We start from the raw sequence: 16,572 nt of genomic DNA, 5'->3' as shown, positions 1-16,572 counted from the left end.
TCCGGGCGCGGCTCTCAGCCGCGCCCGCCCAGCCGCGCCAGCAGCAGCGCCTCGGCCAGCACCCCGCGCCCGAACATGCCCAGGTGCAGGCTCTCGTCGATCCCGTGCCAGCGGCTGGCCGGGTCCCCGACGCCGGTGACCAGCACCGCCGCGCCCGGGAACGTCCTGGCGAACTCGGCGATGAACGGGATGGACCCGCCGATGCCGGTCTCGACCGCGTCGTTGCCGTAGGCGGCCGAGAACGCGGCTCGGGCGTGGTCGTAGACCTCACCGGTCGAGGACAGGCTGAACGGCTCCGCGACCCCGCCGCCCGGGGTCACCGACACGTGCGCGCCCCACGGCACGTTGCGCTCCAGGTGCCCGGCGAGGGCCTGCTGTGCCTCGCGGGCGTCCTGGCCGGGGGCCAGCCGCATGCTGACCATCGCCCGGGCCCGGGGGAGCAGCACGTTGGAGGCCTCGGCGACCTTCGGCGCGTCGATCCCCAGCACCGCGACGGCGGGGGCGTGGTTCACCCGGTCCGGGATCGAGCCGGTGCCGAGCAGCTCGACACCGTCGAGCAGGCCGGCGTCGGAACGGTAGGTGGCCTCGTCCGGGTCGGGGGCGTCGGAGCTGCCGCGCACCAGGCCGGGGACGGCGACCTCGCCCTTGTCGTCGTGCAGGGTGGCCAGGGTGCGGCACAGCGCGGTGAGCGCGTCGCCGATCGGGCCGCCGTAGACACCGGAGTGCACCGGTCGTTCCAGCATCGACACCTCGACGACGACGTCGACCAGGCCGCGCAGGCTCGTGGTCAGTGCCGGGACGTCGACGGCCGGGTTCGCGGCGTCGGCGATCACGATGACGTCGGCGGCGAGCTTCGCGTGGTGCTCGGCGAGCAGCGCGGTCAGGGTGGGGGAGCCGGACTCCTCCTCGCCCTCGATGAACAGCACGACCCCGACCGGGGGCTTCCCGTCGTAGGCGCGCAGCACGGCGAGGTGGGTCATCACGCCGGCCTTGTCGTCGGCGGCGCCGCGACCGTAGAGCCGGCCGTCGCGCTCGGCCGGGGTGAACGGCGGGCTGGTCCACTCGTCGTCGCCGCCGGTGGGCTGCACGTCGTGGTGGGCGTAGAGCATGACCGTGGGCGCGCCCTCGGGTGCTGGCCAGTGCGCGACGACGGCCGGGGCCCCGCCGTCGGCGGACAGGATCTCGACCGAGGCGGCACCGGCGTCACGGGCCAGCGCGGCGACCGCGTCCGCCGAGCGCCGGGTGTCCTCGGCGTGCGCCGGGTCGGCCCAGATGCTCGGGATGCGGACCAGCGCCTCGAGATCCGTGCGCGCGCCCGGCAGGACGGCGTCGACGGCAGCGGAGAGCGCTGCGGGAGCGGGGTCGGTCTGCGGCTCGGCCATGCGTTCGGATGCTACGCGGGCCCGGCGGGGCCGCACCGGTCGCCGATCGTGCCGCCACGCACGGGCGGTTCGTCGCTACATTCGGGCGCATGTCCCGATTCCTGGCGACGTTGCTGGAGTCCGCGACCGGTCCCGACGGGTCCGCCCGCGGGATGACGACGGGGGAGCCGCGCGAACCCGTGCGGCGTTCCTGGGCGGAGGTGCACGGGACGGCCCGCGGGATCGCGGACGCCCTGCGACGCCCCGGCGACGACGGTGGCCCGGCCCTCCCGTTCGGCGGCGCGGTCGGGGTGCTGGCCGGGGAGCCCGCGGCGATCGCCCCGGCCGCGCAGGCGGTGTGGCTGTGCGGCGGCAGCGTGACGATGCTGCACCAGCCGACCCCGCGCACCGATCTGGCCGAGTGGGCCGCCGACACCGTCGCCACGCTGACGATGATCGACGCCGCGATGGTGCTGCTCGGCCCGCCCTTCGACGCCCTCGCCCCGGTCCTGACCGAGCGCGGCATCCCGTTCCGGATGCTCGACTCGCTGACCGGCGACCCGGCGGCGTTCGTCGCGGACGCCGCCGTCGCCGACGAGGGCGACACCGCGTTGCTGCAGCTCACGAGCGGTTCCACCGCGGCCCCGAAGGCCGTGCGGATCACCCACGCGAACCTGCACGCCAACATCGGGGCGATGGTGACCGCGTCGGCGCTGGACGTCGCGACCGACCGGATGGTGTCGTGGCTGCCGCTGTTCCACGACATGGGCATGGTCGGGTTCCTGACCGTCCCGATGACGGTCGGGCTGGACCTGGTCACCGTCACACCCGCGGACTTCCTGGGTCGCCCGCGACTGTGGGCCGAGCTGATCTCGTCCTACGGCGGCACCGTCACCGCGGCCCCGAACTTCGCCTACGCCGTGCTGGCCCGCCAGCTCGCCCGGGTCGACGACGGCGCGCTCGACCTGTCCACGTTGCGCATCGCCCTCAACGGCGCCGAGCCGGTCGACCCGGCCGCGGTCGCGGCGTTCACCGACGCCGGCGCCCGCTTCGGGCTCCGGCCGGAGTCGGTGCTCTGCGCCTACGGGATGGCCGAGACCGCGCTCGGGGTGTCCTTCGCGCCCGTCCACACCGGACTGACAGTCGACCGGGTCGACGCCGAGTCGCTGGAGGCGCACCGGCGTGCCGAGCCCGCGGGCGCCGGTCCGGTGCGGGAGTTCCCCGAGCTCGGACCGCCGCTGCCCGGGATCGAGGTGAAGGTCGTCGGCAGCGGTGGTCGCGTGCTGGGACCCCGGGAGGTCGGGGTCCTGCACCTGCGCGGCGACGCCGTGACACCCGGCTACCTCACCGTCGACGGCCCGGTGCCCACCCAGGACCGGGACGGCTGGTTCGACACCGGCGACGAGGGCTACCTGACACCCGAGGGCGCCGTCGTCGTGTGCGGCCGCACCAAGGACGTGATCATCATGGGTGGGCGCAACATCTACCCGACCGACATCGAACGGGCCGCCGGTGCGGCCGAGGGCGTGCGCGCGGGCAACGTCGTCGCGGTCCGGATGGCCGCGGGGCAGGGGCGGCACCGGGAGTCGTTCGCCGTCGCCGTCGAGGCCCGTGGGGACACCGATGCCGACACCGTGCGCGGGATCCGCGACGACGTGATCCGCCGTGTCGTCTCCGCGGTGGGGGTGCGACCCGCCGAGGTCGCGGTCCTGGCCCCGGGGAGCCTGCCCAAGACCCCGTCCGGGAAGCTCCGCCGCGCCGCGACGGCGGACCTGCTCACCGCCCGTCGCTGACCCGGACGCACGAGAGCCCCGATCCCATCGGGACCGGGGCTCTCGTGGAGGACGGGCTCAGCCCGACAGCGGGTGGAACCGGTTCTGCGCCGGCTCCAGGCCCTCGGACAGCAGGGCCTCGGCGGCGTCCGCGGCGAGGTCCAGGCCGAGGTCGAGCTCCTTGTTCTCCACACCGGAGAACCGCTTGAGCACGTAGTCCGCCGGGTCCTGACGACCCGGTGGCCGACCGATGCCGAACCGCACGCGCAGGTAGTCCTTCGTGCCGAGCGCCTTGCTGATCGAGCGCAGGCCGTTGTGCCCGCCCTCGCCGCCGCCGCGCTTGAGGCGGATCACGCCGAAGTCGAGGTCCAGCTCGTCGTGGACGACGATCACCTCGGTCGGCGGGATCGAGAAGTACTGCACCAGCCCGGCGACCGGGCCCCCGGAGAGGTTCATGTACGTCCGGGGGACGGCCACGGTCACCGGGCGACCGGCCAGCCGGCCCTGCGCGATGTCGGCGTTCGACCGCTTGTGCGCGGAGAACCGGCCGGCGCCGGCCCGCGTCGCCAGCAGCGCGGCGACGCGGGTACCGACGTTGTGCCGGGTGCCCTCGTACTCCGGACCGGGGTTCCCGAGTCCGACGACGAGGGCCGGCCCCGGCACGGGGCTCACTTGTCGGAGGACTCGGAGTCGCCCTCGGAGTCCGCGGAGCCCTCGGCGGAGTCGCTCTCGCCCTCGGCGGCCTGCTCCTCGTCCGACGGCTCCTCGACCACGCCGGCACCCTCGGTGTCGACCTCGGCCTCGAGGTCCTCCTCGGTCGGGGCCGCGACGACCTGCACGACGAGGTACTCCTCGTCGGTGCGCAGCTCGACGCCGCCGGGGAGCTTCAGGTCCTTGGCGAAGTACTGGGTGCCGATCTCGGCGTCCTCGACGGAGATCTCGATGTTCTCCGGGATGTTCAGCACGTCGGCCTCGACCAGGACGGTGTTGAGGTCCTGGGTGACCAGCGAGCCGGGGGCGGCCTCACCGGTGACGACGACGTCGAGCTCGACCTCGACCTTCTCGCCACGCTTGATGACGAGCAGGTCGACGTGCTCGATGTAGGGGCGCAGCGGGTGCACGACCACGGTCTTGGTCAGCGCGAGCTGCGGCTGCGCACCGTCGACGTCGAGCTCCAGCACGGCGTTGCGGCCCTGCTCGCGGACGACCGCGGCGAACTGCAGCGACGGCAGCGACAGGTGGACGGGGTCGGTCCCGTGGCCGTAGAGGACGGCGGGGATCTTGCCGGCACGACGGGTGCGACGGGCGGCGCCCTTGCCGAACTCGGTCCGGGTCTCGGCGGGAATACGGGTCTGGGCCACGGCTGCTTGCTCCTCGAAAGACGTTCTGCGACAGGTGCGCGCGGCGAGGAGCCGACCGGGATCGGCCCACGTCGATCACGGCGGGTCTAGGTGCACCCGCCCTCGCCGCGGAGATGCCGAGAAGAGTACGCCAGGCCCGTGGGCGTCCCGGGGTCAGCCCCCCGCGACGACCACGGGCCCCGCTGGTCAGGCCACCGAGTGGGGGACTCCCGGACCCGGGTCGATGCGGTGTGGGCCGTTCTTGCCGGGCTTGACGTCGAAGTCGAAGATCCCGGTCGGGAGGTAGACCGTGGAGCAGGAGTTCGGGATGTCGACGACGCCGGAGAGCCTGCCCTCGATCGGTGCGGCCCCGAGGATCATGTAGGCCTGGATCGGGGAGTAGCCGAAGTTCGTCAGGTAGTCGATCGCGTGCAGGCAGGCCCGCTGGTAGGACAGGTGCGAGTCGAGGTAGCGCTGCTCGCCGTCGAGGGTGACCGAGGTGCCGGAGAACGCGATCCACTCGCTGTACTGCGGGTCGGTGTTGCCGGGCACGAAGATCGCGTTCTCGCTCACGCCGTAGGTCGCCATCCCGCCCTTGATGACGTCGACGTGCAGGTCGATGAAGCCGCCCATCTCGATGGCGCCGCAGAAAGTGATCTCACCGTCGCCCTGGGAGAAGTGCAGGTCGCCCATCGACAGGTCCGCGCCGTCGACGAACACCGGGTAGAAGACCCGGCTGCCCTTGGTGAGGTTCTTGATGTCCTGGTTGCCGCCGTTCTCCCGGGGCGGTGCGGTGCGCGCGGCCTCCGCGGCGGCCCGGTCGAAGTCGGCTCCGGTCAACGAGCCGAGGATCGCCGAGCCGGGGTTGGGCGGCAGGGCCAGCGGCGGCACCCGGTCCGGGTCGGTGTCGATCAGCGCCTGCTCGCGGGCGTTCCAGCGGCCGAGCAGCTCGGGCGAGGGCGCGGTCCCCATCAGTCCGGGGTGGACGATCCCGGTGAACGACACCCCCGGGACGTGCCGGGAGGTGGCCGTCCCGCCCCGGAAGTCCCAGATGACCTTGTAGGCGTCGGGGAACTGCTCGGTGAGGAAGCCGCCGCCGTTGCGGGTGGCGAACACGCCGGTGTAGCCCCAGCCCTGCCCGGCCAGCGGTCCGGAGTCCTCCTGGGGGATCGGGCCGACGTCGAGGATGTCGACGATCAGCAGGTCACCCGGCTGAGCCCCCTCGACGGCGATCGGCCCGGACAGCACGTGCACCCCGTCGAGCGGGGCGTCGAGGATGTCGTCGGCGGAGTCGTCGTTGTGGATGGCGCCGTCGAACCACTCGCGGCAGTCGACGCGGAAGGTGTCCCCGGGCTTGACGTGGACCTGCGCCGGGATGTCGGGGTGCCATCGGTTGTGGCCGGTCAGCTGCTGGTCGGTGAAGGACCTGGTGCTGTCGAGGGGGAAGACGTTCCTGGGCATCGGGCACTCCCGGGGTCGGTGCGGACGCGGGCGGGGCGGTCAGGGTCGCGGCAGGCCGCGGGTGGCGGGGTGCAGCGGTGGCCCGCCGGGGCGCAGCGGGCGCGGCGGCGGGGCGGAGACGACCTGGGGCTCGTGGGCCGTCGCCGTCGTGCGGTCGATCAGGGCGACGCGGCCGCGGTCGGCGAGGCCGAGCATCGGCGCGGTGATGACGCGCGGGGACGCCTCCCCGCAGGTGGGGCAGCGCGCCGTCGCGGGGGCGCTGCCGATCGGGTGCCGTTCCTCGACGGGGCCGTCGGCCCCGCACCGGTAGACGTAGAGCGCCGCGGTCGTACCTCCCGGCACGTCGGGCGACCCGACATGCATCCGAGGAAATAGTTTCCTGGGAAAGTACGACCGACGGGCCGGGGTGTCAACGCGGGCGTCAGAGTTGCTCGACGACGTCCCACGCCACCCCGTCGGCGACGGCGAGGAACACCTGCTGGCGCAGGTGCCGGCCGTGCACCTCGACGGTCCCGCGCGGGCTCTCGTAGGCCAGCCCCTCGGCGACCGCGGTCATCGCCGGCACCTCCGGCGACCCGGCCCGGCGCATGAGCTCGGTCAGCAGCCGGACCCCCTCGTAGCAGGACTCGCCGAGGCTGTTGAGCACCGGTGCGTCCGGGCCGAAGCGGTGGGCGTGCGCGGCCGCGAAGTCCAACCCCGACGCCGTCGCCAGGTCCTCGAAGTAGCCGGCCGAGGTGAGCAGGCCGCGGGTGTTCTCCGGGCCCGAGGCGAGCAGCACGTTCTCCTCGATCAGCGAGCTGAAGCGCAGGATCTCCCGGTCCAGCCCGACGGCGCCGAAGGCCCGGTTGAACTCGACGGCGTCGTTGCCGATCAGGAGCATCAGGACCGCGTCGCAGCCGCTCGCCTCGACCCGGTGCAGCACACGGGAGAAGTCCTCGGTGCCGAGCGGGACGTACATCTCGTCGCAGACCGTCCCGCCGATCCGGCGCAGGTGCTCGGTCGCGACCCGCGCGGACCGGCGGGGCCACACGTAGTCGTCGCCGACGATCGTCCAGCGGCGCACCCCGGCGGCCTCGGCGAACCAGCTCAGCGACGGGCCCAGCTGCAGGTCCGGGGTCTCCCCGGTCAGGAACAGCCCCGGCCGCTGCTCGCCGCCCTCGTACAGCGCGGTGTAGGCGTAGGGCACGCGCCCGCGGATCCGGGGTGCGACGGCCTCGCGGACCGCCGAGATGTGCCAGCCGGTGACCGCGTCCACGGCCCCCGCGCTGACCAGTGCGTCGAGCTCCGCGGCGACGACGGCGGGTGGCGCACCGCCGTCGACCGGCACCAGGTTCAGCTCCCGGCCGAGCACCCCGCCCGCGGCGTTGACCTCCTCGGCCGCGAGTGTCGCGCAGGACTCGCACGACGGGCCGAAGATGCCGGCCGGACCCTGGAGCGGGACGACCAGCGCCACGTTGAGCACCTCGCTCCCGCGCGCCGGCACCGCCGTCGCGCGCCCGGGGGCCGGGGTCGGAGTCATGCAGGTGACGCTATCCATCGTGGCCTGGCCCACCCACCCCCTCGGGCGAAAACGTCCGGTTACGATGCGCTCATGGCGGAGCCCGCGGAGCACGTGCGGCCGTCCGGGGACGAGTCGCTGCGGCTGCTCTGCGCGGTGGGCCGGGCCCTGGACCAGGAGCTCGACGACGCGCTGCAGGCCTGTGGCTCCGAGGTCGAGCAGTGGCGGGTCCTGGGCTTCGTGGCGCGGGGCGGCGCGACGATGAGCGCGCTCGCCGAGCACGCACTGCTGCTGGCGCCGCGGGCGACCAAGCTCGTGGACCGGATGACCGCGGCGAACCTCGTGCACCGCAGGCCGGACGCCGTCGACCGGCGCCGGGTGCTGGTCGTCGCCACCGAGCGGGGCCGCGCGGCGCTCGCGGAGTGGGACGCGGCGGCGGCCGGTGTGCTGGAGCGCTACCGGGACCTGCTGGGCCCCGACGCCGCCCTGTTCGACGACGTCCTGGGCCGCCTGCAGGGCGCGACCGGTCGGCCCGGTGCGCCGGGGCAGGCCGGGCTCGTCGCGACCGAGCGCTGACCCGGACGACCGACGGCGCCCCACCCGGAGGCGGAGCGCCGTCGGCGGACGTGCGGGGTGCTCAGGCGTTGCCGTCGAACAGGCTCGTGACCGAGCCGTCCTCGAACACCTGGTGGATCGCCTCGGCCAGCAGCGGGGCGATCGGGAGCACGGTCATGCTGTCGAAGCGCTTCTCGTCCGGGATCGGCAGCGAGTCGGTGAAGATGACCTCCGACGCGCCGCAGTTGGCCAGGCGCTCGGTGGCCGGGCCGGACAGCACACCGTGGGTGGCGGCCACGATCACGTCCGAGGCGCCCTCCTTGAGCAGCACCTCGACCGCCTTCGCGACGGTGCCACCGGTGTCGATCATGTCGTCGATGACCACGCAGCAGCGGCCCTCGATCTCACCGACCACCCGGTTCGCGACGGCCTCGTTCGGCTTGCGCGGGTCCCGGGTCTTGTGGATGAACGCCAGCGGGGTCCCGCCGAGGGTCTCGGCCCAGCGCTCGGCCAGGCGCACCCGGCCGGAGTCGGGGGAGACGACGGCGAAGTTCCCGTTCGGCCGGGTGCTCTTGATGTGCTGGGCGAGCACCGGCAGCGCGAACAGGTGGTCGACGGGGCCGTCGAAGAAGCCCTGGATCTGCGACGTGTGCAGGTCCACGGTCAGGATCCGGTCGGCACCGGCGGTCTTGAACATGTCCGCGACGAGGCGGGCCGAGATGGGCTCGCGACCGCGGTGCTTCTTGTCCTGACGGGCGTAGCCCCAGAACGGCATGACCGCGGTGATCCGCTTGGCCGACCCGCGCTTGAGCGCGTCGACCATGATCAGCTGCTCCATGATCGCGTCGTTGATCGGGGCGGAGTGCGCCTGGATCACGAACGCGTCGCTCCCGCGGACCGACTCCTCGAAGCGGCAGAAGATCTCACCGTTCGCGAAGGAGTAGGCGGACTGCGGGGTGACCGTGACGTCGAGCTCCTTCGCCACGTGCTCGGCGAGCTCCGGGTGCGCCCTCCCCGAGAACAGCATCATGTTCTTCTTGGGAGTGCCTGCGATCGCGCTCACCGTGCGGTGCCTCCTCGGCTGAGGTCTCTCGGGTCTGTCGTACCGGCGGAGGTGGTGTGACCTGCGCCGTCGCTGCTGGTCGTGCCGTTCGTGGACGGGTCGCTGCCCGCCCGCTGTGCCGCCTCGGCGGCGGGGGTGCCGGGCCGCTTGCGCGGCACCCACCCCTCGATGGTGCGCTGTGGCCCACCGGACACCGCGAGCGCCCCCGGTGGGACGTCGGCGCGGAGCACGGTCCCGGCGCCGGTGTAGGCGCCGTCCCCGACCGTGACGGGGGCGATGAACATGGTGTCCGACCCCGTCCGCACGTGGGATCCGATGACGGTCCGCTGCTTGCGGACGCCGTCGTAGTTGACGAACACCGACGAGGCGCCGATGTTGCTCATCTCGCCGATCGTGGCGTCGCCGACGTAGGTCAGGTGCGGGACCTTGGTGCCCGCGCCGATGTCGGAGTTCTTGACCTCGACGAACGTGCCGATCTTGCCGCGCTCGCCGAGGACGGCGCCCGGGCGGAGGTAGGCGAACGGCCCGACCGAGGCGCCGGGGCCGATCCGGGCCTCCGACCCGTGGGTGCGGACGACGCTCGCGCCGGCCCCGACGACGGTGTCGGTGAGCGTCGTGTCGGGACCGATGACCGCGGCCTCGCCGACCTCGCACGCACCGTGCAGCTGGGTGCACGGGTGCAGCACGACGTCGGGCGCCAGCCGCACGTCGACGTCGACCCGGGTGGTGGCGGGGTCGACCACGGTGACCCCGGCCAGCATCCACTCGCGCAGCACGCGGCGGTTCAGCTCGGCGCCGAGCTCGGCGAGCTGGACGCGGTCGTTCACGCCGCGCACGCGCCACTCGTCGTCGCAGCGGAGGGCGTGCACCGTCCGGCCCGCGGCGACGGCGGCGGCGGCCAGGTCGGTGAGGTAGAGCTCCTGCTGGGCGTTGTGCGCGGCCAGGCCCGTGATGCCCGCGCGCAGGAACTCTGCGTCGAAGGCGTAGACCCCGGAGTTGATCTCGCTGATCGCGCGCTGTTCCGGGGTCGCGTCGGCGTGCTCGACGATGCCGGTGACGGAGTCCCCGCTCCCGCGCACGATCCGGCCGTAGCCGGTGGGGTCGGGGACCTCACAGGTCAGCAGGGTGACCGCGGCGCCGTGGTCGGTGTGCTCGGTGACCAGCGCGGACAGGGTCGCGGTGTCGAGCAGCGGGACGTCGCCGTAGGTGACCAGGACGGTGCCGGCCAGGTCCGCGGGGAGCGGGGTGAGGCCGCTGCGGACAGCGTCGCCGGTGCCGAGGCGCTGCTCCTGGACGGCGGTGGTGGCGGTGCGTCCGAGGGTGGCGGAGATGTCGCCGACGGCCCGCTCCACCCGTTCGCGCTCGTGTCCGACGACCACGACGAGGTGCTCGGGGGCGGTACAGGCCAGTGCGTGCACCGCGTGGCCGAGCATACTGCGCCCGCCCAGCTCGTGGAGCACCTTCGGCGTCGACGACCGCATCCGCGAACCCGCACCCGCCGCGAGGACGATGCCGGCCGCGACCGCCGCCGTTCCGGGGGCCGGTCGGTCACCGGTGCCGGCCCGGTCGGGTTCGGGCATGTTCGGTTCCTCCTGCCGGACTCGCCGCCCGTGCCGGGCGGAGGACGCGGGACGCGCCGTGCCGGTACGGCATCGTACGGGGACGGCCCCGGGGAACCCGGCGGGCCCGTCGCGCCGGTGGTGACGGCGTCCAAACCCAAGATCAACCCTTCGGGTGGTAACCGGTCGGCGATGCGGATGAGCGGAGTGCGATGACGCGCGAGGTCGAGGGACGCCGTCGGCGGCCCCGGGTGATGACGGTCCTGGCCACGGTGGTGGCCCTGGTGCTGGCCGGGCTGACCGCCGGAATGATCGGGACCGCGTCCGCGGCGCCGACGGAGTCCGACGCCGGGCCGGGCCGCACCGAGGGCACGCCGTGCTCGGCGGCCGCGCGTGCCTGCGTCGACCTCGCGAACAGCACGGCATGGCTGATCCGCGACGGGAAGATCGAGGCGGGACCGGTGCCCGCGTCGTTCGGCAAGAAGGGGCAGCGCACCCCGGCGGGGGTCTTCCAGGTCCAGTGGAAGAACAAGGACCACCGCAGCAGGGAGTTCAACAACGCGCCGATGCCGTTCGCGGTCTTCTTCGCCCCCGGCGGCATCGCCTTCCACGAGGGCAACACCGAGACCGAGTCCGCGGGCTGCGTCCGGCTGTCGCGGGAGAACGCCGAGCGCTGGTTCAACTCGCTGCAGGTCGGCGACCGCGTCGAGGTCACCAACATTCCGCAGTGACGTGTGGTGTTGTTTCCGCCCCAGGGGTGGCGGGAACGGCTCGGGCGGAGAACACTTCCGACTGATCGGTTGTGCAAAACCGATTCTGACGACACGGAGGACTCATGCCCACGCGCAGCGCCCGCACCGCCTGGAACGGCACCCTGGAGCAGGGATCCGGCCAGGTGGAGCTGTCCAGCTCCAAGGTCGGCACCTACGAGGTCAGCTTCCCGAAGCGTGCCGCCGACGAGGCCGGCGGCACGACCAGCCCGGAGGAGCTCATCGCGGCGGCCCACTCGGCCTGCTTCGCGATGCAGCTCTCGGCGAACATCGCCGAGGCCGGCGGGACCCCGGAGTCGCTGGAGGTGTCGGCCGACGTCTCGCTCGGCCCGGACAAGGACAACGGCGGCTTCAAGCTGACCGGCATCACCCTGAAGGTGCGCGGTGAGGTCTCCGGCCTCGACGCCGACGGCTTCGCCAAGGCCGCCGACGCCGCGAAGGCCGGCTGCCCGGTCTCCAAGGCACTGACCGGCGTCGACATCACGCTGGACGCCGCTCTCGAGAGCTGAGAACACCCCCGCGACGTCCCCGCCCGGACCTCGGACGGGGGCGTCGTCGTGCCCCGGGCGGTCGCCGTCGAACATCCGCCGCAGCACGGCGACCGCGCCGGCGGGCTCCCCGGGGCGGGCTCAGCGACTACGCAGCAGTCGGCCCAGAGTGCGCAGGCCCAACCTGCTCAGCGCCGGGGCGGAGGTCCGGTAGTACCAGCCCAGGCCCATCGCCTGCGCGAACGCCCAGGCCCGTCCCCGCGCCCACTCGACGGGGCCGCAGCCCAGCTCCGCGCGCAGCAGCTCCCGCGGCCCGTCGTCGAGCAGGTGCCACGCCGCGACGAGGTCGAGTGCCGGGTCGGCCGGGCCGAATCCGCCGCCGTCGAGGAGGCCGGTGAGCCGGCCGTCGGCGACGACCACGTTGCCGGGGATCAGGTCGCCGTGGGACATCACGTCCGGCCCGGCGCGGGGCAGCACCCGGAACTTCGCCCACATCCGACGGAGCGGGCCGACGTCGAGCAGGTCGGCGGACTCGGCGAGACACGTCGCCATCCAGGCGTCCTGGTCCGGAAGGTGCCCGCCGCGGCCGTCACCCGCGAACCGGCGCCCGCGGGTGTCGGTGGCGCGCAGGCGGCGCAGCAGACCGGCCAGGTCGACGGCGAATGCGGCCGACCGGCCGGGGTCGTCGGCGTCGGCGGTGCGGCCCGGCACCCAGGTCTGGACCGACCACGGCAGCGGGTAGCCGTGTCCGGGGTTGCCGATCCCGACCGGCTCGGGCGTCGGGACCGGGCTGCAGGCGGCGAGCTCCCGTGCTGCGGTCGCCTCGGCCACCAGACGCTCGCGCACCGCCGCGGTGTCGTGGCCCTGCAGCGGGAACCGGGCCGCGAGGCCGTCCCCGACCCGGTGTATGGCGTGCACGGTGCCGCGGCCGGGGGCCGGGCGCACGGGCAGGTGGCGCAGCGTGGGGAAGGAGTCGTCGACCAGGCGGCGGGCGGTGGCGGCGTCCACCCGCATCTCGTCGATGTGCATCATCGCGGGGGAGTGCACCACCGGGACGGTGCTTCGGGCGAGCGGATTGCGTCCGCGAGCGGAGGCGTGGGGGTGCGGCTGCTCCGCCGCCAGGATTCGAACCTGGACCATCGGAACCAAAATCCTGGCTGTGCTCGACGCTGATGCACGTCGGGGCAGGTCAGGGCGTGGGGTTCGTCCGGGGCAGTCCGCGGCGGACCGGCTCAGGACTCGGCGACTGATGTCGGTCGGTGATGTCAGCCTGCGCCTGCCCCGCTTGCCAGTGCCATCCCGTCGACCTGCTGCAAGCCGACCGCGCGGGCGGCCGTGGGCGGCCCTCGACGCAACCGCTGGCCGACGTCGTCAGGCTCCGCCCACGGTCGTCCGTGTGGTAGCCCGGAGGGAGGTCGGCGGGATGGAGGCTTATTCAGGCTCCGTCAGGTAAGTGTGTAGAAGATGAGTCCGATGACTGCCGAGATTGTCGTTTTAAATGTGGCGTAGGGCCGCCGGTAGTCTGTGTGGAGAACTTTCCACGTTTTGATATGGGCGATGACTCGTTCGATGGTGGCGCGTGTGTGGTTGAGGCTCTTGTTGAATGTTTTTTGCCAGTCGAGAAGTTCCCGGCCGGGTGGTTTTTTGAACGGGGTGAGCATGCCGCGCCCGATGTATCCTTTATCGCCGATCGGGGGGTATGTGGCGAGGTGGTCGAGGGCGCCGGATTGGTCGAGGCAATATAGGTCGTGTCGGGAGCCTGGGGTCGGGTCGGAGATCCACGACAGCTGCCCTTCCAGGGTGGCTGCGACCTGGACGACGACGCCGGTGGTGCGATGCTTGCCCGACCACAGACCCGGCACCGCGGCCCATGACCAGCAGGGCAGCAAGGTTCCATCGATGATGTACTGCCGATCGGCACGAAGCTCCTCTGCCGTCGGAACGACACTCCGCAGCGCCTGTGCCAGCAACGGTGTCACCCCCGTGATCGCTCGACTAACCGTCGACTGCGACACCCCATAGGTTTCCGCCAACTCCCACTGCACACGATTCCCGCGCAGATACGCCAACGTGATCACCACCGACCAGAACAACCCCAGAACCGGCGGCCAAGACAAACGTGCCTCCGTCGCGTCCCGCTGATCCTGCTCATACACTATAGCGACAAGATCCTGAATTTCATCACGCCGGAAACCAGTGGTATAGTACATACTGCGGCAGCCCGTTCATCTCGGATTGATTCGGCAAACCAATATTCGCGATGGACGGGCTGTCGCCCAACCCGACACGCCGGGCTAGATCGTTATTTCACGGGGCCTGAATAAGCCTCATGGCATGTCCACCATCCCGGAGACCTGCCCGCCCGGCGAGGGCCCAGTCGTAGACGCTCTTTCGCCAGGAACTGGCATGGGTCTAGCTGGACCGAGGCCGGCTTACCTACGGGGTCAGATACTCATGACTGAGTCGTCTCCGTTCGTCCGGTATAGCAGACGTGGAAATACGTCGTGCAGTCCGTAGCTAAGCGGGTCAGTCGTAGGTACGTCACTCCTGGCCAAGCGTGCGGCGAATGCACTCGCTCAAGCAGCTAGGTACCTGATGGCACGTTACGCGAAGACTGTACTATTGAATCCCAGTGAGCAACAATAGTTCGTTGCGACAGTACAGTGTGGGGAGATCGTATGGCTGATACGCCAGTTAATCCGGCTTCCTCGGTTCGTGCTAATGTTTTTTTGAGTTATGCATCCGCAGACTACGGGATTGCCTCCGAAATAAGGGCGGCACTTCGGAAGCGCGGCGTTAGCGTGTTCGACGACAAGAATCTTAGGGCGGGGGGCTATTGGGCCGGTCAGCTTCAATCTGCTTTGGCTGCGGCTGACGTTGTCTTAGTTGTAGTATCGGCCAACCTCGTCAACTCGTCGTCTGTGAACCAAGAATGGATCACTGCCCTGGCGCAAAGAAAGCCAGTTGTGCCGATTGTTGTTGAACAAGGAGTAGAGGTCCCTGCCATACTTGCGTCTTACGTCGGAATGGATATCAGCGATCCGGGAACGCGAGGTGGCAAGCTTGAACAGCTCGCGCAGCAGCTGTCGGTCGTGCCGTCGCACACGGCCGATACGCAAGCCGAAGCGGTTGATTCTGCCGAACGTCTTCTAATCGAGTCGCGAGCGGCGTGGAACGCGGAGTTGAAGATGCGCTCTCTGTAGATATCAGAGTCCTTCGCCTATAGGCGTTTGGTGGCAGTGCTAGTTGCAATTTGCTTGCTAACGGCCATCGTCGTTATCGCAGTATACGGGTCTGCGCAGAACGCCTTTAGTTTGATTGCAGTAGTATTGCCGATAGCGACCGGGGTCCTTGGTTGGGTCGTTGGGGCACGATCCGCAGCGTCAGTAAGACCGAAAGATCGCAAGGGCTACACGAACAGAAACGGTACCCCGAAGAAGTCGCAGCGATGACATCTGAAGACGCGTCGCAAGCTGACGCGGTAGCGCGTTTCAGTGACGAGGCCGCAATCCGGCTCGGACAGGCAAATCAGCGACTGCAACAAGAGCAGCGCATTTTCGAGCATCAGCTAGAGAAGCAGAAGGAGATCGCCAAACTCCAGCAGTATATGGGTTGGGTGATTCTGGTGATGCTTCCGTTGGTTGCAGTGGTGTGCGTTGTGATCTTTTTCAACCACAGTGCTCTGCCGACCCAGGTGGTTGTCGCAGCAAGCGGAGCATTCTTTGTGGATGTAGTTGGCGCGACACTCGCCGGCTATAAGGCATTGCTGCCAGCCCAAATACACTCCGCGTTGACAGCGACGACTCGTGACCCGTTTGAACCGGTCGATGTCTCAGGTGATCCGGCACCAAGCGGCGATCCGTAGTCTGAAGATCCTGAGATGCAGAAATCGGTAAGTGGTGAAGGCTGGTACTGCTGGTGCTGCCCATCGCCTCCATGGCCTGACCCAGTCAAGAAACGCGGTTCCGAGCCGGTCCTCAGATCCAGATTTCTCCGGCCGGTTAGTGATTCTGTTCGGGAACTGGGCATGTGCCGCCGTGCGGGAGACTCGCAGTGGCCTGAGTGCGCTGTCGACGCGTGTCTATCTGCTGACGTACTATCTGCCTCGTAGTGCTAATCCTAACCGTCGAGGACGTGACACTCGGGCCACTCTATGGCTTGCTCTACGGTGGGTGCATCTTGTTCAGGCAAAGTTGGCTGGATCGGATATGATGCTGTTGCCTTAGCTGCCGAACCGAGTAGTGAGACCTCAGTGGATTACACAAAGTACGATCTTGGTCGCTTAGAGTCTGGTGCGACTGTTGTCGTCACGCTAAAGGGAAATGCTGCGAATGTTCGGTTAATGGACTCGTCGAACTTCTCTTCCTACAAGAACGGTCGCAAGCATAAGTATCTTGGGGGTCTCGTAAAGCGATCGCCAATCCGACTGCAGGTTCCTAAGAGTGGCCACTGGTATGTGACTGTGGACATGGCGGGAATGAAAGGAACTACGAGGTCATCGGTTAATGTTGAGCCGCCACCTCTGCCAGTCGCTAGGCAGGGCCCAATGCGAGCGCCTCTTGACGGTGTCGCTCATGAACCCCCGCCTGCCATTTATGGCAGCGCCAAGACCTGGGATGTGTTCGTCTCCCATGCTAGCGAGGACAAGGAGGCTTATTCAGGGTGATCATGAAGTGCGGTGTTTCTCCAGGTCGGGACCGCAGCG

Annotated in this window: 17 protein-coding genes; 7 read left to right on the top strand and 10 right to left on the bottom strand. The window is 70.4% G+C overall.

The features are described from left to right. Positions 1-14 precede the first annotated feature (14 nt). The gene (locus KPL59_RS32185; protein WP_226363064.1) at positions 15-1,382 is read right to left on the bottom strand and encodes a dipeptidase; all 1,368 of its coding nucleotides are present in this window, start codon (positions 1,380-1,382) and stop codon (positions 15-17) included. Between the two features lie 89 nt (positions 1,383-1,471). On the opposite strand from KPL59_RS32185, the gene KPL59_RS32180 reads away from it, so the two are divergent. Then, a complete protein-coding gene (locus KPL59_RS32180; protein WP_226363063.1) occupies positions 1,472-3,154 on the top strand; it encodes a fatty acyl-AMP ligase in 1,683 nt (560 codons plus the stop codon). Positions 3,155-3,211: 57 nt separating this feature from the next. Here KPL59_RS32180 and pth read toward each other — a convergent pair whose 3' ends face one another. The 5 genes from pth to KPL59_RS32155 form a co-directional block, all read right to left on the bottom strand. After that, a complete protein-coding gene (gene pth / locus KPL59_RS32175; RefSeq protein ID WP_020623872.1) occupies positions 3,212-3,805 on the bottom strand; it encodes an aminoacyl-tRNA hydrolase in 594 nt (197 codons plus the stop codon). Continuing rightward, on the bottom strand, positions 3,802-4,494 hold the full coding sequence (locus KPL59_RS32170) for a 50S ribosomal protein L25/general stress protein Ctc (RefSeq protein ID WP_020623871.1): 693 nt from the start codon (positions 4,492-4,494) through the stop codon (positions 3,802-3,804). The genes pth and KPL59_RS32170 overlap by 4 nt, the downstream gene beginning before the upstream one ends. A gap of 186 nt (positions 4,495-4,680) precedes the next feature. After that, a complete protein-coding gene (fmdA, locus tag KPL59_RS32165) occupies positions 4,681-5,934 on the bottom strand; it encodes a formamidase (RefSeq protein WP_226363062.1) in 1,254 nt (417 codons plus the stop codon). 39 nt (positions 5,935-5,973) lie between these two features. Then, the gene (locus KPL59_RS32160; RefSeq protein WP_226363061.1) at positions 5,974-6,276 is read right to left on the bottom strand and encodes a zinc ribbon domain-containing protein; all 303 of its coding nucleotides are present in this window, start codon (positions 6,274-6,276) and stop codon (positions 5,974-5,976) included. A gap of 79 nt (positions 6,277-6,355) precedes the next feature. Beyond that, positions 6,356-7,453, bottom strand: a complete 1,098-nt coding sequence (locus KPL59_RS32155) for a substrate-binding domain-containing protein (protein WP_226363060.1) — start codon at positions 7,451-7,453, stop codon at positions 6,356-6,358. Positions 7,454-7,525: 72 nt separating this feature from the next. Between KPL59_RS32155 and KPL59_RS32150 the strand changes: the two genes are divergently transcribed. Continuing rightward, entirely contained in the window at positions 7,526-8,008 is a 483-nt protein-coding gene (locus KPL59_RS32150; protein ID WP_226363059.1) for a MarR family winged helix-turn-helix transcriptional regulator, read from the top strand. 61 nt (positions 8,009-8,069) lie between these two features. On the opposite strand, the gene KPL59_RS32145 is transcribed toward KPL59_RS32150, so the two are convergent. Continuing rightward, the gene (locus tag KPL59_RS32145) at positions 8,070-9,050 is read right to left on the bottom strand and encodes a ribose-phosphate diphosphokinase (RefSeq protein WP_020623866.1); all 981 of its coding nucleotides are present in this window, start codon (positions 9,048-9,050) and stop codon (positions 8,070-8,072) included. After that, on the bottom strand, positions 9,047-10,531 hold the full coding sequence (glmU, locus tag KPL59_RS32140) for a bifunctional UDP-N-acetylglucosamine diphosphorylase/glucosamine-1-phosphate N-acetyltransferase GlmU (protein WP_374111692.1): 1,485 nt from the start codon (positions 10,529-10,531) through the stop codon (positions 9,047-9,049). Before glmU ends, KPL59_RS32145 begins: the two co-directional genes overlap by 4 nt. Positions 10,532-10,821: 290 nt before the next feature. On the opposite strand from glmU, the gene KPL59_RS32135 reads away from it, so the two are divergent. After that, positions 10,822-11,340, top strand: coding sequence for a L,D-transpeptidase (locus KPL59_RS32135; RefSeq protein ID WP_226363057.1), 519 nt, complete (start codon positions 10,822-10,824; stop codon positions 11,338-11,340). Between the two features lie 104 nt (positions 11,341-11,444). Further along, on the top strand, positions 11,445-11,888 hold the full coding sequence (locus KPL59_RS32130; RefSeq protein WP_075308353.1) for an OsmC family peroxiredoxin: 444 nt from the start codon (positions 11,445-11,447) through the stop codon (positions 11,886-11,888). Between the two features lie 120 nt (positions 11,889-12,008). Here the strand turns inward: KPL59_RS32130 and KPL59_RS32125 are convergent, their stop codons facing one another. Beyond that, a complete protein-coding gene (locus KPL59_RS32125; RefSeq protein WP_226350738.1) occupies positions 12,009-12,914 on the bottom strand; it encodes an aminoglycoside phosphotransferase family protein in 906 nt (301 codons plus the stop codon). Positions 12,915-13,312: 398 nt separating this feature from the next. Next, positions 13,313-14,077: a transposase gene (locus tag KPL59_RS32120; protein ID WP_226359944.1), complete on the bottom strand. Its 765-nt coding sequence runs from the start codon at positions 14,075-14,077 to the stop codon at positions 13,313-13,315. 468 nt (positions 14,078-14,545) lie between these two features. Here KPL59_RS32120 and KPL59_RS32115 point away from each other — a divergent pair, with 468 nt between their 5' ends. The 3 genes from KPL59_RS32115 to KPL59_RS37910 all read left to right on the top strand — a co-directional run bounded on the left by KPL59_RS32115 (position 14,546) and on the right by KPL59_RS37910 (position 16,533). Continuing rightward, the gene (locus KPL59_RS32115) at positions 14,546-15,070 is read left to right on the top strand and encodes a toll/interleukin-1 receptor domain-containing protein (protein ID WP_226363056.1); all 525 of its coding nucleotides are present in this window, start codon (positions 14,546-14,548) and stop codon (positions 15,068-15,070) included. Between the two features lie 245 nt (positions 15,071-15,315). Continuing rightward, entirely contained in the window at positions 15,316-15,732 is a 417-nt protein-coding gene (locus KPL59_RS32110; RefSeq protein WP_226363055.1) for a hypothetical protein, read from the top strand. 288 nt (positions 15,733-16,020) lie between these two features. Then, positions 16,021-16,533 carry a DUF1883 domain-containing protein gene (locus KPL59_RS37910; protein ID WP_226363054.1) on the top strand — a complete coding sequence of 171 codons (513 nt, stop codon included), beginning with the start codon at positions 16,021-16,023 and terminating at the stop codon, positions 16,531-16,533. Positions 16,534-16,572: the final 39 nt, after the last annotated feature.

This window comes from Pseudonocardia sp. ICBG1142, assembly GCF_020496255.1.
Taxonomy (GTDB): domain Bacteria; phylum Actinomycetota; class Actinomycetes; order Mycobacteriales; family Pseudonocardiaceae; genus Pseudonocardia.
This window is presented reverse-complemented; position numbering and strand designations above follow the sequence as displayed.

Coding starts and splice junctions, on each gene's coding strand:
- KPL59_RS32130 (WP_075308353.1), top strand. CDS start 11,445: ATGCCCACGCGCAGCGCCCGCACCGCCTGGAACGGCACCCTGGAGCAG.
- KPL59_RS32110 (WP_226363055.1), top strand. CDS start 15,316: ATGACATCTGAAGACGCGTCGCAAGCTGACGCGGTAGCGCGTTTCAGT.
- glmU (WP_374111692.1), bottom strand. CDS start 10,531: ATGCGGTCGTCGACGCCGAAGGTGCTCCACGAGCTGGGCGGGCGCAGT.
- KPL59_RS32135 (WP_226363057.1), top strand. CDS start 10,822: ATGACGCGCGAGGTCGAGGGACGCCGTCGGCGGCCCCGGGTGATGACG.
- KPL59_RS37910 (WP_226363054.1), top strand. CDS start 16,021: ATGGCTTGCTCTACGGTGGGTGCATCTTGTTCAGGCAAAGTTGGCTGG.
- KPL59_RS32185 (WP_226363064.1), bottom strand. CDS start 1,382: ATGGCCGAGCCGCAGACCGACCCCGCTCCCGCAGCGCTCTCCGCTGCC.
- KPL59_RS32155 (WP_226363060.1), bottom strand. CDS start 7,453: ATGACTCCGACCCCGGCCCCCGGGCGCGCGACGGCGGTGCCGGCGCGC.
- KPL59_RS32180 (WP_226363063.1), top strand. CDS start 1,472: ATGTCCCGATTCCTGGCGACGTTGCTGGAGTCCGCGACCGGTCCCGAC.
- fmdA (WP_226363062.1), bottom strand. CDS start 5,934: ATGCCCAGGAACGTCTTCCCCCTCGACAGCACCAGGTCCTTCACCGAC.
- KPL59_RS32150 (WP_226363059.1), top strand. CDS start 7,526: ATGGCGGAGCCCGCGGAGCACGTGCGGCCGTCCGGGGACGAGTCGCTG.
- KPL59_RS32120 (WP_226359944.1), bottom strand. CDS start 14,077: ATGTACTATACCACTGGTTTCCGGCGTGATGAAATTCAGGATCTTGTC.
- KPL59_RS32115 (WP_226363056.1), top strand. CDS start 14,546: ATGGCTGATACGCCAGTTAATCCGGCTTCCTCGGTTCGTGCTAATGTT.